Source organism: Cytobacillus sp. BC1816 (genome assembly GCF_051353635.1).
Taxonomy (GTDB): Bacteria; Bacillota; Bacilli; order Bacillales; family Cytobacillaceae; genus Cytobacillus; species Cytobacillus oceanisediminis_C.
The window spans coordinates 5140172-5154378 of record NZ_CP195611.1 but is presented as its reverse complement, the minus strand read 5'-3'; the positions used below and the strand labels follow the sequence as shown (position 1 = coordinate 5154378).

The following is a 14207-nucleotide window of genomic DNA, read 5'->3' as shown; positions in this document are numbered from 1 at the left end:
GCCGAATCAGCCCCCGGAATGGAAGCTGATTCGGCCCATCTATTATTCATACTCCGCCAAAATCTCTTCAATCGTAAACTTGATTCCATAATAAACGAATAAAGCAGCCATGGAAGCCGGATAGCCGAAGCGGTTGCCTTCTTCATCAGGCAGAAGCCCTTTAGCAAGCTTTAAATCAATATGGACATCAGCCAAATCAGCGAGATTGTCACTGCATTCGGTTTTGATGGTGCTCACTGCCACAAAGGGAGTTCCTTTTTCGGACAAAGATTTTGCCAGAGCGACCGCGTCTTCGTCATCTGAATGTCTTGAGAAGATGATTACTCTGTCTGTTTCTGAGATTTTCTCATCACTTTCCAAAATCGCTGCATCTCTAAGCGGTTCCTGGCTTTGAACGGCTTCATAGCCAATTGCAGCCATTTCTTTTGTACCGTAAATATATATTTTCCCATCACCGGCGGCAGCCTGAGCCAATAGGCGTGCACTGTCCTCGATGGAAAACTCTTCTTTTTCCTGAAGTCTTTTAAACAAGCCTGTCAGCTGGGTAGAAAACATCTTAAGCAAACTATTTCACTCCTTCGGTCACTGCACTTAGCGGTTCTATTATAGTGAAAAGGGAGGAAAAGGTAAAATATTCACAATTGAAATTGCAAATACCAGCAGGAATAATCATGTTTCACAGAGAAATTAGCTGTAGGAGAATGTATAGTTAAGTGACCTGCAGTCATAATTCAGTATGGTTTTAAACCTAAGTGCTTTTAATACGACAGGAAGAGGTGGCTTGATGAAAGGGAAAATATTAATTGTAGATGATCAGTTCGGAATCCGAATTTTGCTTAATGAGGTACTACAGAAAGAAGGGTACGACACATACCAGGCTGCCAATGGAGTCCAGGCTCTCGACATTGTTTCCAAGCATTCGCCTGATCTTGTTCTTCTCGACATGAAAATACCGGGAATGGATGGGATTGAGATTTTAAAAAGAATGAGAGTGGTGGATAAAGATATCCGCGTCATTATCATGACTGCATATGGCGAGCTCGATATGATTCAGGAGGCCAAGGATCTGGGAGCTCTTACTCACTTTGCAAAGCCATTCGATATTGATGACATCAGGGCAGCAGTAAAGAAATATTTGCCTGTGCCTAACTCGAAATAAACCAAAATTAACCGTTTTTAACCTGAAATTCCATCGCTATAAAAATGATAGCGTTTGCTTTATGACAATTAACAAAAACGCTTTGGAATAATGGCTTTTCTAAGTCCTTTTTGGTATGATAACAGATGAATTCCAAAGGATCGTCTTCGTTTAGCAGACTATTTTAAGGGTACATATTCGATAGTGTTAAGGGGAAAACTTTAACAGTATTTAGTCTGACGAACTTAAACGATTATCAATAAGGAGGAAGAAAAATGCCTTTAGTTTCTATGGCTGAAATGCTTAATAAAGCAAAATCAGAAGGCTATGCAGTAGGTCAATTTAACTTAAACAACCTTGAGTTTACTCAAGCTATCCTGCAGGCGGCAGAAGAAGAAAAATCACCGGTTATCCTTGGTGTTTCCGAAGGTGCTGCACGCTACATGGGCGGTTTCAAAACGGTTGTAAAGATGGTTGAAGGACTGCTGGAAGATTACAAAATTACCGTTCCGGTGGCTATCCACCTAGACCACGGTTCAAGTTTTGATAAATGTAAAGAAGCGATCGATGCAGGATTCACATCCGTTATGATCGATGCGTCTCATGATCCATTCGAACAAAACGTTGAGACTACTTCTAAAGTAGTTGAATATGCACATTCAAAAGGCGTTTCAGTGGAAGCGGAGTTAGGAACTGTCGGCGGACAGGAAGACGATGTTGTTGCTGATGGCGTTATTTATGCGGATGCTAAAGAATGTGATGAACTGGTAAAACGCACAGGCATCGACTGCCTTGCTCCAGCACTAGGTTCTGTTCATGGCCCATATAAAGGTGAGCCAAACCTTGGCTTTGCTGAAATGGAAGAGATCGGAAGCCTTACTGGTGTTCCTTTAGTTCTTCATGGCGGAACTGGAATCCCAACAAAGGATATTCAAAAGTCTATCTCTTTAGGAACTGCAAAAATCAATGTAAACACTGAAAACCAAATTGCTTCTGCAAAACGCGTTCGCGAAGTATTGGCAGCAGATACGGAAGTATACGATCCGCGCAAATACTTAGGACCAGCACGCGAAGCAATTAAAGAAACTGTAATCGGCAAAATGCGCGAATTCGGTTCTTCAAACAAAGCATAATTAATATCATTGGATAAGAAACCGCTTCTGGATTAGGGGCGGTTTCCCTGTATTTTATCCGGCGGGCGCTGAGGGTCTGATGCGGAAATTCTGCATCCAAATGTAAGGCTTTACAGAATAGAAACTTTATTTAATAATACATAGATATCCGCAGCATAAATTATCAAAAAATTAAACAAGGTGGGATTATTATGAAGTTTTTCATCGATACAGCAAACATGGACGAAATTAAAGAAGCATATGCCCTTGGGGTAGTAGCAGGGGTAACAACCAATCCATCATTGGTGGCAAAGGAAAAGAATGTATCCTTCCCTGACCGTCTTCGCGAAATCACGGATTTGGTGCCGGGCTCAGTAAGCGCCGAGGTCATCGCCCTTGATGCTGAAGGTATGATAAAAGAAGGAAGAGAGCTGGCAGCGATTGCACCGAACATCACAATCAAGGTGCCAATGACACCCGATGGCCTAAAAGCAGTAAGTGCTTTTTCAAAAGAAGGCATTAAAACAAATGTGACTTTGATCTTCAGTGCAAACCAGGCGCTGCTTGCTGCAAGAGCAGGTGCTACATACGTTTCTCCGTTCCTTGGTCGTTTAGACGATATAGGCCATAACGGTCTGGATCTCATTTCCACCATCGCAGAAATCTTTGCGATTCATGACATTGATACAGAAATCATAGCAGCATCCATCAGACATCCTCAGCATGTGACGGATGCAGCATTAAGAGGAGCCCATATTGCGACAGTTCCTTATAAAGTCATCCAGCAATTATTCAGCCATCCTCTGACAGATAAGGGAATCGAAGCGTTCCTGGCAGACTGGAACTCAAGAGGATAATGGATTCTTCGGAAAAATAACTCTAGGAAACTGGCTTTGTTTCGTTGCTGAAAAAGTTGGAGCAAAGCCAGCCCCTTCACACTTGTACCCCGGCTTTTAGTGCTTCTTTCTTAATTTTAACTTTTTTTGAATACAATACATGAGATTTGATTTTTCGTGTAAACTATAGGATAAAGATAATGTCGGAATCTGTAAAAAACACATGGAAAATTGTTCCTTATTCATCTTGCAATGTTGCAAAATGCAGATACATGATAATATGAAAGTGCAGATTTTCCCAAAGACAATTTTTCCGATATTAAAAATAATGACAAGCCTATTTGGTTTCTTATAGAAGCTGGGGCTATTTTCTGGCGGAATTGGTTAGAAAAGTAGTGTGTAGCTTTTGCTGTAAGGGCTATCAATTCTTTAAATATTGAAGTCAAATGTCAGCATGTGTGTTTAACAACGGCTAAGAAGGGAGTTACAAATGGAAAAGCTAATGATTGCAGGCGGATATCCATTAAAAGGAACAGTCCGGATCAGCGGAGCGAAGAATAGTGCAGTTGCATTAATTCCAGCTACCATTTTAGCGGAATCGCCTGTGACAATTGAAGGTTTGCCGGATATTTCGGATGTACAAATTCTAAAAGATTTGCTTGAAGAAATAGGGGGCACTGTCGAATTCTCTGAAAATGATATGACAGTTGATCCCTCTTCCATGATTTCCATGCCTTTGCCGAACGGAAAAGTGAAAAAATTACGCGCTTCCTATTATTTAATGGGAGCGATGCTCGGCCGATTTAAAAAAGCGGTTATTGGACTTCCTGGCGGATGTCATCTGGGACCAAGGCCGATTGACCAGCATATTAAAGGTTTTGAAGCTCTTGGCGCGCGTGTGACCAATGAGCAGGGAGCCATTTACCTTCGTGCCGATGAGCTTCGCGGAGCCCGTATCTATCTCGATGTTGTCAGCGTTGGGGCAACCATCAATATCATGCTTGCCGCTGTCAGAGCAAAAGGCAGAACAATAATTGAAAATGCTGCAAAAGAGCCTGAAATCATTGATGTTGCTACCCTTTTAACCAATATGGGTGCGAAAATAAAAGGTGCCGGCACAGATGTAATCCGCATCGATGGCGTAGACCAGCTGCATGGCTGCCAGCATACGATTATCCCAGACCGGATTGAAGCGGGGACCTATATGATCGTTGGTGCAGCGGCTGGAGAAGGGGTGCTGATTGACAATGTCATCCCCCATCACCTTGAGTCCCTAATAGCAAAACTGCGCGAAATGGGCGTTCAGATTGAAACGAACGACGACCAGGTATTTGTAGGGCGAGCTGAAAAAATGAAAGCAGTGGATATTAAAACACTTGTTTATCCTGGCTTTCCAACAGACCTTCAGCAGCCGCTGACTTCTCTGTTAACAGGTGCAGAAGGGACAAGCATGGTTACGGATACCATTTATAGTGCCCGTTTTAAGCATATTGATGAGCTGCGCAGAATGAATGCTAACATTAAAGTTGAAGGACGCTCGGCGATCATCAATGGGCCAATTCAGCTTCAGGGAGCTAAAGTTAAGGCGAGCGATTTGCGTGCAGGCGCAGCACTGGTAATTGCCGGCTTAATGGCTGAGGGAGTTACCGAAGTCACTGGCTTAGAGCATATCGACAGAGGCTATAGCCACCTTGTTGAAAAGCTGAATGGACTTGGTGCCACAATCTGGCGCGAAGAAATGAGCAAAGAAGAAATGGAACAAATGAAGAACGCATAGAGACACATCTTGGAATATGGACAGCTGACTGAATATTGCTTGGGCTAAAGCCTAAGTGACATCAGCAGACAAATATAAATTAAGGCGGGCTTTTGCGGTGCCGGCGGTAAAGAGCCGGTCCGCATTCGCCATGCTGCCAGCCTTAGAATCCGGGGAGGAAAAATCGATGGAAAGAAGTTTGTCAATGGAATTAGTTCGCGTAACGGAAGGTGCCGCTTTAGCATCAGCACGCTGGATGGGCCGCGGATTAAAAGATGAAGCGGATGATGCTGCTACTTCTGCAATGAGAGATGTATTCGATACTGTGCCAATGAAGGGAACAGTCGTTATCGGAGAGGGCGAAATGGATGAAGCGCCAATGCTTTATATCGGGGAAAAGCTTGGAACAGGCTATGGTCCGCGTGTGGATGTTGCTGTCGATCCGCTGGAAGGCACCAATATCGTAGCATCTGGGGGCTGGAATGCATTAGCTGTTCTTGCGGTAGCTGACCACGGAAACCTTCTGCATGCTCCGGATATGTACATGGACAAAATCGCAGTCGGTCCTGAAGCGGTTGGGCAAATTGATATTAACGCTTCTGTCTTGGATAATTTGAAAGCGGTCGCAAGAGCAAAAAACAAAGATATCCAGGATGTCGTGGCTACAGTGCTTAACCGTGAGCGACATGAACACATCATCAGCCAGCTTCGCGAAGCTGGCGCCAGAATTAAATTAATCAATGATGGGGACGTGGCTGGTGCCATAAATACCGCTTTTGATGAGACTGGCGTCGATATTCTGTTCGGATCTGGGGGAGCACCTGAAGGCGTTTTGGCAGCTGTTGCCCTTAAGTGCCTTGGCGGAGAAATTCAAGGAAAACTTCTTCCGCAAAATGATGCAGAGGCTGAGCGCTGCTTGAAGATGGGCCTCGATATTAGCAAAGTCCTTCTAATGGAAGATCTGGTAAAGGGCGATGATGCCATTTTTGCTGCTACAGGCGTAACAGACGGAGAGCTCCTGAAAGGTGTACAGTTTAAAGGCTCATATGGTTCGACCCATTCGCTTGTCATGCGTGCCAAATCAGGTACGGTCCGCTTTGTTGAGGGACGCCATAGTCTAAAGAAAAAGCCAAATCTTGTTATTAAATAATTTTCATAAAAGATAGATAGAAAATGAGAGCTGGCCATCTGCGCCAGCCTGCTCATTTTCATTTCCTTCCTGCTATATTTTCCATATCAAATTTAATTATTGATTAATTTTCATATTAAGGGGTAAAATAGAGATTGTTTTTTAAACTGGCTCCTGCGCCTCCCCCGAGGATAAGGCAAGGCGCTTGCGCATTTCGAAGAAGAGGATGCCTCCAATATCAACTGAAAAAACGGACAATAAACCGTTCCATTCCTCGAAACCTTTAATTAAGAACATAATGATAGATTCTTCAGCTATTTTCAGTGCCTCAAGTCAAGTATCTTTCCCTTTCCTTTCATATAAAGTCCATTATTTGTACAGCTGCATATGGAGGAAATAATTGAAAATTTCAAAAGTGTGGTGTAAAAATGGGTTTAAACATTTCAAGTTTAGAAAATATGAAGCTGAAAGAGCTTTATGAACTTGCCCGTGAATATAAAGTTTCTTATTACAGCAAGTTATCGAAAAAAGAATTGATTTTTGCCATCCTGAAAGCAAGAGCAGAGCAGGAAGGCTACTTTTTCATGGAAGGTGTTCTGGAGATCATTCAGTCAGAAGGATTCGGCTTCCTTCGTCCAATCAACTATTCACCAAGCTCTGAGGATATTTATATTTCCGCTTCCCAGATTCGCCGTTTCGATTTGAGAAACGGAGATAAGGTTTCAGGAAAAGTCCGTCCTCCAAAAGAAAATGAGCGTTATTTCGGCCTTCTGCAGGTTGAAGCCGTAAATGGCGATGATCCGGAATCAGCAAAAGAGCGTGTTCACTTCCCTGGTCTGACTCCTTTATATCCAAACCGCCATATGAAACTGGAAACAGGTACAAGACAGCTGTCTACAAGAATTATGGACCTGCTTGCACCGGTTGGATTCGGGCAGCGCGGTCTGATAGTCGCGCCGCCAAAAGCAGGTAAGACCATGCTTTTAAAGGAAATTGCCAATAGCATTACAACCAACCACCCGGAAGCGGAACTGATTGTGCTATTAATTGACGAGCGCCCGGAAGAGGTAACAGACATCGAGCGTTCAGTTGCAGGCGATGTGGTCAGCTCTACGTTTGATGAAGTGCCTGAAAACCACATTAAAGTGGCCGAGCTTGTTCTTGAACGCGCTATGCGCCTGGTTGAGCACAAGCGTGATGTTGTTATTTTGATGGACAGCATCACAAGACTGGCAAGAGCGTATAACCTGGTTATTCCTCCAAGCGGAAGAACACTTTCCGGAGGTATTGACCCGGCTGCATTCCACCGTCCGAAGCGTTTCTTCGGTGCAGCGCGTAACATTGAAGAGGGCGGAAGTTTAACAATTTTGGCAACTGCACTCGTTGACACAGGTTCACGCATGGATGACGTCATTTACGAAGAATTCAAGGGGACAGGCAATATGGAGCTGCACCTTGACCGCTCCTTGGCCGAAAGAAGAATCTTCCCGGCCATCGACATCCGCCGCTCCGGGACGCGTAAAGAAGAACTTCTTATCCAGAAAGATCATCTTGACAAGCTGTGGGCAATCCGCAAATCCATGTCCGATTCACCGGATTTTGCTGAAAAGCTGCTTCGCAAGCTAAGACAGACAAAATCGAACGAAGAGTTTTTTGCTAACTTGGCAGAAGAAATGAAGGCTAAGCGCTCGCAATAAGGCTTTATTTGGAAAATTCAGGATGCCGAATTCGCTTATTGCAAAAAATACTTTGACTTGTTATAATGATGACAGTGTGTTTTTGAAGTTTACGGCAATCATGATTGCCCGTAATATATAACTCTGTTTCGAATGATTCAGGGCGGAAGGAGATGAAAAGAATGAAATCAGGAATTCATCCTAACTATAAAAAAGCAATGGTGAAATGTGCTTGCGGTAACGAGTTCGAAACCGGTTCTGTTCAAGAAGAGATCCGCGTTGAAACTTGCTCTGAGTGCCATCCATTCTATACTGGACGTCAAAAATTCGCTGAAGCTGGCGGACGTGTTGACCGTTTCAATAAGAAATACGGCATTAAGTCAGAACAAAAATAATAAACAACAAAAACAGGCAAGTTAACTATCTTGCCTGTTTTTTATTGCGAAATTAGCCTTATTGTATATGAAGAACTGTTTTGAGTGGACCTTTTTTGCTTTGAAAAAAGCGTGAGTATAATAAAATCAGCAGCTCGACCCTTTCTTCATAAAATAATGATAACAAGCCATTCTATTAGTTAGAACGAGGAAGGAGAGGCCGTTCATGTACGTTATGAATCATCACGGATGGGTGGAAGTCATTTGCGGCAGCATGTTCTCCGGCAAATCAGAAGAACTGATTCGCCGTGTGCGCAGAGCTCAATTCGCCAAACAGCAAATCGCTGTCTTTAAGCCGCAGATCGATAACCGATACAGTGATGAAGCTGTGGTTTCACATAATGGAACTTCGGTGATAGCTAGACCCATTTCCCAGTCTACCGATATTTTTAAATACATTACAGCTGACATTGATTTGATTGCGATTGATGAAGTGCAATTTTTTGATGATGAAATTGTAAAAGTCATACAGCACCTGGCTGACAGCGGGCATCGTGTCATCGCTGCCGGACTTGACCAGGACTTCCGCGGGGAGCCGTTTGGCCAAATGCCTGCCATCATGTCGATTGCAGAATTGGTTACAAAGCTTCAAGCCGTCTGTGCCGTCTGCGGTTCACCTGCAAGCCGTACACAGCGACTGATCAATGGAAAGCCGGCTTCATATGATGACCCGGTTATTTTAGTCGGCGCCTCAGAAGCATATGAACCGCGCTGCCGCCATCACCATGAAGTTCCAAAGTCGCCAAATGTTCTAGACAAACATAAAACAACTGAGTTTTTATCATAATTTTATACTAAACGCTCTCTCTGCCCTGGTATGTTCCGGGCAGTTTTTTTAATTTGGGGTTTTTATGGCGCAGAAAACGGAAAACGGAAGACGAAATAAAAATTTAGCTCATGAAGCCGAAAAACGAAAGGGAAGCCAGGAAAAGACCGCCATGTACGTTCAAGTCGCTAACTTTACTCCTTCACCACTCCAGCTCTGCCTTATATTGGACTGTACATTCCTCCTGATAGCGGACATGCTATAAAAAGGAGGTGCAGTAATGAAAAAACTTAGTGTTTTCCTTTTGATGCTCGCATTTATGGCTGGCTGTGCCAACAATCAGGCAACTGAGAGTGAGTATGACCATGAGACCCAGGATGGAGTTTCATTTATAAATAATGATCTGGACCGCACAGAGGACAATAATACATTGGACCGGACGATGAGCGGAGATCAGAACCCGAACTTTATTAATTTTGACGGCAAACGTCTGGATAATCAGGATGATATCGACCAGGCCCGAAAGGTGATTGCTGCTCACAAGGGGTATCGCCCGGGAGCTGTTTGGATAAATGGTGAGGATATGTGGGTGACTGCATACCGGCAAGGCAATATGACCCACCAGGAAAAAATGGATTCACAGGCTCAATTGCATAAAGATCTCATTAAAGCTCTTCCGGCTTATCACATTGAAGTAAAGGTTCAGGAAGACCGCACGTAAAAAAGGCCCTGCCTACCCAGGGCCTTTTTTTACGCAGCCTTTCTTTTTAAACTGACTTTGTTTGAAGTTACATAACTGTGCAGCACCATACCAGTAATCACAAGTGCCATCCCTGTCAAAGAGATTCCAGATGGCAGCGGGCTTGACAGCAGCAGTACTTCGCCAAGAACAGCAAAAAGGACCTCGAGGGATTGGGTTGCTTCCACCGCCCCTAGTTTTTGCATATTGCCGCGGACAAGGTCAGTAGCTGCAAAGAAAAGTACCGTGGCAAAGACGCCGGAAAATAGGGCGACTAAAGCGGACTGAGTGACCTGGCCAAAGCTGGGAGCACCTTTTGTAGCCAGGGCAGCTGCAGAAAGGATAATCCAGAGCGGAAGACTGGCAATCGTCATCCCGAGGACACGCTGATAGGCATCCAGCCGATTTTCACACACATCCATCATTTTGCGGTTGCCTAACGGATAGGCGAAAGATGCGATAACCAAAGGAATGATCACAAGCATCGTTTCCCGCCATGAAATGGAGGATGCGTGCTCCACTTGCATGACAGCAACTCCAAGAAGAATAATCAGGCTCATCATCAGACCGCGAAAAGGAATTTTTCCTCTGACCTTTGCTAGTCCATTTCCAGTCTGATATGTAACGAAAAATAGCGGTGCAAGCAGGGAGCCTGAGATTATCGTAATCTGCCAGGACCCGGCAATCAGCCAGCCGGGTCCATAGGCTGCTGCAAAGCATAATGGGGCATAAAATAACCCGAAGCCGACAAAGCTCCATAACAGCCATTGCCCGGGAGCCTTTTTCATCTCATTAAATAATGGCCGTAAATTCCCTCTGAATACCACAATGGCACCCAAGAGGGGAATCATGAAAAAATAGCGGAGCGATGCACTCCATAGCCAGCTCCCGCCATCCATTTCCATTGCCCGGTTCAAAACAAATGTAAAAGCAAAAAAGAAGGCGGAGCAAACTCCTAATAGAATAGCCTTCATGCGAGTTCACCTCATTTCCCTGTTAAAAGCCCGCCAAGGCTCAGCCAGTTTTCCTCCACTAGTCTGGATGCCAGCTGCTCCTGGCCTTGCCGGCTCGCTTCCATAATTTTTTTGTGCTGTTCAACAGACTTCAGCCCATTCATAGATCCGAATTGAGCAATTTCCAGACGCTGAATTTTGGGCATAATTCTCTTTAATGCTGAGATAATTTCGGGATTATTTGCAGCAGAAAGATAAACCTCGTGGAAGGCTTCATCTGCTTTTACTGCACTAAGAATATCCTGTTTTTCCATGGCAGCCGCAAGCTTCTTATTGGCAGCCGCAAGCCTTTCAAAATCACTTGGCACTAAGCAGGGAACGCCAAGCCTGGCACCTAAAGCATGCAGGGAAGCTGCCACAGGAAAGGCGTGGCTGGCACCTTCTTCATTCAGAGGGGTGACTCGGGTAGATGATCCGGGCGTCGATACAACGAGCCCTTCATCTTCCAGCCGCTTTAAGGCTTCCCTGACAGGAGTGCGGCTGATCCCAAAATCTTCTGCCAGTTCCTTGTCATGAAGGCGCGAACCAGGTTCAAAATCAAGCTGGATAATATTTTTCTTAAGTGTTTCGTATACTTCATCTCTAAGGGACAAACGTTTGATGGGTGTAATGTTTTTGTTTTTCATAAAACCAATATATCGGATATTACAAAAACCCGCAATGATTTTTCAGAAAATTTATTAACAGGGAAGAAGTCATCCTTATTCCCGAATGGTTTTGACTGCAACAATCACCTATACTATAATTAGAATGTTATGGAGTTGCGCTTTAAATAAAATGAAACTATACCCCGCTGGGACAATATCCGGCGGTTAATTGGATAAAAAATTGAGGTGAATGGCTGTGTTTGATCGTCTTCAATCTGTCGAGGACCGTTATGAAAGATTAAATGAGCTTTTGAGCGATCCGGAAATTGTCAATGATCCGAAAAAGCTTCGCGAATATTCAAAAGAACAGTCTGGTATTCAGGAAACTGTTGACACTTACCGCGAATATAAAGAAGTAAAAGAGCAGTATCAGGATGCGCGTGCCATGCTTGAAGAGAAGCTTGATGCCGAAATGCGCGAAATGGTCAAAGAAGAATTGGCTGAGCTTGAGGAAAGAAAAGAGGATCTGGAAGCACGTCTGAAAATCCTCCTTATTCCTAAAGATCCTAATGATGATAAAAACGTTATTATGGAAATCCGAGGTGCAGCCGGCGGTGATGAAGCTGCATTATTTGCAGGTGACTTATACCGCATGTACAGCCGCTATGCCGAGACGCAGGGCTGGAAGATCGATGTCATTGAGGTAAGCTCTACGGGCGTTGGCGGCTATAAGGAAATCATCTTTATGATCAACGGAAATGGCGCTTATTCCAAGCTTAAGTTTGAAAATGGCGCACACCGTGTTCAGCGTGTACCGGAAACTGAATCCGGCGGTCGCATCCACACTTCAACTGCAACAGTTGCGGTTCTTCCTGAAGCAGAAGAAGTGGAAATTGACATTCATGAAAAAGATATCCGTGTGGATACATTTGCATCAAGCGGACCGGGCGGACAGAGTGTTAACACGACGATGTCAGCTGTTCGTCTAACTCACTTGCCGACAGGTACGGTTGTATCCTGCCAGGATGAAAAATCACAGATCAAAAATAAAGAAAAAGCGATGAAGGTTCTTCGTGCACGTGTTTATGATAAATTCCAGCAGGAAGCACAGGCGGAGTATGACCAGCAGCGAAAATCAGCAGTTGGTACAGGAGACCGCTCTGAGCGTATCCGGACGTACAACTTTCCGCAAAACCGTGTAACGGATCACCGTATCGGCCTGACGATCCAAAAGCTTGATCAAATCCTTCAAGGCAAGCTCGATGAGGTTATTGACTCGCTTATCGTTGAAGAGCAATCTGCGAAGCTGGACAGTGCATCAAATGAGTAATCCAACTATGAAAGTATATGAAGCCCTCAACTGGGCTTCTTCTTTTTTGATAGAGTCAAACCGCGATGAGAATTCAGGTGAGCTGTTATTGCAGCATATTATGAAGATGGGCAGGGCCAGCTTTTTGGCTAATTTACGCGAAGACTTGAATCCGGAAGTCCTGGAGGAGTTCAAGAAGGCGGTGCACGCACACGCAGCGGGCCAGCCTGTTCAATATATCATCGGCTCTGAAGAATTCTACGGGCGCACCTTCCAGGTGAATGAAGATGTCCTTATTCCAAGGCCAGAAACGGAAGAACTGGTTTATAACGCTCTGCAGAAGATAAATAAGCTGTTCGGCTCTATGAATGGACTTGAAATGGCAGACATCGGCACAGGCAGCGGGGCGATTGCTGTTACGATGAAGCTTGAGAAACCGGAATTAAATGTCACGGCTACAGATATCTACGGGCCAACCCTTGAACTGGCTGAGAAAAATGCAGAACAGAATGGCGCGGAAATCGATTTTATTCAGGGAGACCTTCTCGAGCCCCTTATTTCAAAAGGGAAGAAATTTGATATCATTCTATCCAATCCTCCATATATACCGGAAAGGGATATCGAGTGGATGTCAGATATAGTCACCGAGCACGAACCGCACCGTGCACTCTTTGCGGGTGAAGACGGACTGGATTTATACAGGCGCTTCATGGAAGAACTGCCAGCTGTCATCAAAGACCATGCCATCATCGGCTTCGAGGTGGGTGCCGGCCAAAGTGAAGCAGTATTTGCACTCCTAAAGCAGACTTTCCCGCAGGCAAATGTGGAAACAGTCTATGATATTAACGGCAAAGACCGGATGGTTTTTGCGGAAATAGAGTAACACAGCCGCCGTCATGGCGGTTTTTTATTAGGTAAGAGGCACTGCATCAGAATACTATAAAAAAATTTAATTTTAATAGTTTAAGATTCTGGCATCCTGTCCACACTGTGGATAGTGAAGGGATGGTGCCGGAAATGATGAATACAAAAACGATTGTGAAATTATATGTACTGATTTTATCCTTAGGAACCATTTTAAGTTTATATATACCGCAAACAGAAGTGACGGCTGATGAACCGATGGTAATACCAAACGAGGCGATCAGGCTGCGCATTCTGGCTAACAGCGATAATGAAGAAGACCAGGCGATTAAAAGGAAAGTAAGGGACGCAATAAATGCAGAGATCACGGAGTGGGTGGCGGAATTAACTTCAATCGAAGATGCCCGTGAACTGATCCAGTCCAGATTGCCTGAGATTCAAAAGATTGCGGAAGAAGTGGTAGCTGATGAAGGATCTGATCAGAAAGTAAATGCCGACTTTGGAAAAGTCAGCTTCCCGACGAAATTATACGGACAGTTTTTATACCCGGCAGGCGAATACGAAGCGATTCTAATCACTCTTGGTGAAGGAGAAGGAGCCAACTGGTGGTGTGTGCTTTTCCCTCCTCTTTGCTTCCTTGATTTCTCAAATGGTGTGGCTGTAAGCGAAGGCTTTGAAGAAGGAGAAAAGAAGGGGGAAGTAAAAGCAGAAGAACTCGCTGCTGATACAGATTCCAAAAAAGAAACAGCCCCTGTTTATACAGAAGAAGATGAAGAACCTGTGGAAGTAAAATTCTTTTTAGCTGAAATATGGGAGAAAATTTTCGGTTAGGCCTTGCGGCAGAGCAA

16 protein-coding genes are annotated in these 14207 nt (G+C 44.4%); 13 read left to right on the top strand and 3 right to left on the bottom strand.

Annotated elements, in window-relative coordinates; translation table 11 throughout:
• Nucleotides 1–42 precede the first annotated feature (42 nt).
• On the bottom strand, nucleotides 43–564 hold the full coding sequence (locus ACR42H_RS25900; RefSeq protein ID WP_436374166.1) for a DUF2529 domain-containing protein: 522 nt from the start codon (nucleotides 562–564) through the stop codon (nucleotides 43–45).
• 217 nt (nucleotides 565–781) lie between these two features.
• Between ACR42H_RS25900 and ACR42H_RS25895 the strand changes: the two genes are divergently transcribed.
• From ACR42H_RS25895 to ACR42H_RS25850, 10 genes are all read left to right on the top strand, one after another.
• On the top strand, nucleotides 782–1159 hold the full coding sequence (locus tag ACR42H_RS25895) for a response regulator (RefSeq protein WP_175502221.1): 378 nt from the start codon (nucleotides 782–784) through the stop codon (nucleotides 1157–1159).
• A 254-nt stretch (nucleotides 1160–1413) separates the two neighbouring features.
• Nucleotides 1414–2271, top strand: a complete 858-nt coding sequence (locus ACR42H_RS25890) for a class II fructose-bisphosphate aldolase (RefSeq protein WP_113882363.1) — start codon at nucleotides 1414–1416, stop codon at nucleotides 2269–2271.
• 191 nt (nucleotides 2272–2462) lie between these two features.
• A complete protein-coding gene (gene fsa, locus ACR42H_RS25885; RefSeq protein WP_061794013.1) occupies nucleotides 2463–3107 on the top strand; it encodes a fructose-6-phosphate aldolase in 645 nt (214 codons plus the stop codon).
• A gap of 469 nt (nucleotides 3108–3576) precedes the next feature.
• Nucleotides 3577–4863 carry a UDP-N-acetylglucosamine 1-carboxyvinyltransferase gene (locus tag ACR42H_RS25880; RefSeq protein WP_113882362.1) on the top strand — a complete coding sequence of 429 codons (1287 nt, stop codon included), beginning with the start codon at nucleotides 3577–3579 and terminating at the stop codon, nucleotides 4861–4863.
• Between the two features lie 166 nt (nucleotides 4864–5029).
• Nucleotides 5030–5992 (top strand): class II fructose-bisphosphatase, encoded by a 963-nt coding sequence (gene glpX, locus ACR42H_RS25875; protein WP_436374163.1) that lies wholly within the window; start codon nucleotides 5030–5032, stop codon nucleotides 5990–5992.
• Nucleotides 5993–6399: 407 nt separating this feature from the next.
• Nucleotides 6400–7668, top strand: coding sequence for a transcription termination factor Rho (rho, locus tag ACR42H_RS25870; RefSeq protein ID WP_113882361.1), 1269 nt, complete (start codon nucleotides 6400–6402; stop codon nucleotides 7666–7668).
• 161 nt (nucleotides 7669–7829) lie between these two features.
• The gene (rpmE, locus tag ACR42H_RS25865) at nucleotides 7830–8042 is read left to right on the top strand and encodes a 50S ribosomal protein L31 (RefSeq protein WP_009332279.1); all 213 of its coding nucleotides are present in this window, start codon (nucleotides 7830–7832) and stop codon (nucleotides 8040–8042) included.
• A 205-nt stretch (nucleotides 8043–8247) separates the two neighbouring features.
• Entirely contained in the window at nucleotides 8248–8868 is a 621-nt protein-coding gene (locus ACR42H_RS25860) for a thymidine kinase (protein WP_009332277.1), read from the top strand.
• 64 nt (nucleotides 8869–8932) lie between these two features.
• Nucleotides 8933–9112: a hypothetical protein gene (locus tag ACR42H_RS25855; protein WP_436374160.1), complete on the top strand. Its 180-nt coding sequence runs from the start codon at nucleotides 8933–8935 to the stop codon at nucleotides 9110–9112.
• A 15-nt stretch (nucleotides 9113–9127) separates the two neighbouring features.
• Complete coding sequence (locus ACR42H_RS25850) at nucleotides 9128–9568, top strand: hypothetical protein (RefSeq protein ID WP_436374158.1); 441 nt, start codon at nucleotides 9128–9130, stop codon at nucleotides 9566–9568.
• 29 nt (nucleotides 9569–9597) lie between these two features.
• Here ACR42H_RS25850 and ACR42H_RS25845 read toward each other — a convergent pair whose 3' ends face one another.
• Nucleotides 9598–10560 (bottom strand): DMT family transporter, encoded by a 963-nt coding sequence (locus ACR42H_RS25845; protein ID WP_436374156.1) that lies wholly within the window; start codon nucleotides 10558–10560, stop codon nucleotides 9598–9600.
• An 11-nt stretch (nucleotides 10561–10571) separates the two neighbouring features.
• Nucleotides 10572–11225: a GntR family transcriptional regulator gene (locus tag ACR42H_RS25840; protein WP_113882358.1), complete on the bottom strand. Its 654-nt coding sequence runs from the start codon at nucleotides 11223–11225 to the stop codon at nucleotides 10572–10574.
• A 217-nt stretch (nucleotides 11226–11442) separates the two neighbouring features.
• Here ACR42H_RS25840 and prfA point away from each other — a divergent pair, with 217 nt between their 5' ends.
• The 3 genes from prfA to spoIIR all read left to right on the top strand — a co-directional run bounded on the left by prfA (nucleotide 11443) and on the right by spoIIR (nucleotide 14190).
• Nucleotides 11443–12516 carry a peptide chain release factor 1 gene (prfA, locus tag ACR42H_RS25835; RefSeq protein WP_113882357.1) on the top strand — a complete coding sequence of 358 codons (1074 nt, stop codon included), beginning with the start codon at nucleotides 11443–11445 and terminating at the stop codon, nucleotides 12514–12516.
• Between the two features lie 7 nt (nucleotides 12517–12523).
• A complete protein-coding gene (gene prmC, locus ACR42H_RS25830; protein ID WP_436377087.1) occupies nucleotides 12524–13378 on the top strand; it encodes a peptide chain release factor N(5)-glutamine methyltransferase in 855 nt (284 codons plus the stop codon).
• Between the two features lie 137 nt (nucleotides 13379–13515).
• Complete coding sequence (gene spoIIR, locus ACR42H_RS25825; protein WP_243856177.1) at nucleotides 13516–14190, top strand: stage II sporulation protein R; 675 nt, start codon at nucleotides 13516–13518, stop codon at nucleotides 14188–14190.
• The last annotated feature ends 17 nt before the right edge of the window (nucleotides 14191–14207 follow it).

Bases quoted from the DNA above. Each gene is read 5' to 3' on its own strand.
- ACR42H_RS25890 (WP_113882363.1), top strand. From the start codon at position 1,414: ATGCCTTTAGTTTCTATGGCTGAAATGCTTAATAAAGCAAAATCAGAA.
- fsa (WP_061794013.1), top strand. From the start codon at position 2,463: ATGAAGTTTTTCATCGATACAGCAAACATGGACGAAATTAAAGAAGCA.
- ACR42H_RS25880 (WP_113882362.1), top strand. From the start codon at position 3,577: ATGGAAAAGCTAATGATTGCAGGCGGATATCCATTAAAAGGAACAGTC.
- glpX (WP_436374163.1), top strand. From the start codon at position 5,030: ATGGAAAGAAGTTTGTCAATGGAATTAGTTCGCGTAACGGAAGGTGCC.
- rho (WP_113882361.1), top strand. From the start codon at position 6,400: ATGGGTTTAAACATTTCAAGTTTAGAAAATATGAAGCTGAAAGAGCTT.
- rpmE (WP_009332279.1), top strand. From the start codon at position 7,830: ATGAAATCAGGAATTCATCCTAACTATAAAAAAGCAATGGTGAAATGT.
- ACR42H_RS25860 (WP_009332277.1), top strand. From the start codon at position 8,248: ATGTACGTTATGAATCATCACGGATGGGTGGAAGTCATTTGCGGCAGC.
- ACR42H_RS25855 (WP_436374160.1), top strand. From the start codon at position 8,933: ATGGCGCAGAAAACGGAAAACGGAAGACGAAATAAAAATTTAGCTCAT.
- ACR42H_RS25850 (WP_436374158.1), top strand. From the start codon at position 9,128: ATGAAAAAACTTAGTGTTTTCCTTTTGATGCTCGCATTTATGGCTGGC.
- ACR42H_RS25845 (WP_436374156.1), bottom strand. From the start codon at position 10,560: ATGAAGGCTATTCTATTAGGAGTTTGCTCCGCCTTCTTTTTTGCTTTT.
- ACR42H_RS25840 (WP_113882358.1), bottom strand. From the start codon at position 11,225: ATGAAAAACAAAAACATTACACCCATCAAACGTTTGTCCCTTAGAGAT.
- prmC (WP_436377087.1), top strand. From the start codon at position 12,524: ATGAAAGTATATGAAGCCCTCAACTGGGCTTCTTCTTTTTTGATAGAG.
- spoIIR (WP_243856177.1), top strand. From the start codon at position 13,516: ATGAATACAAAAACGATTGTGAAATTATATGTACTGATTTTATCCTTA.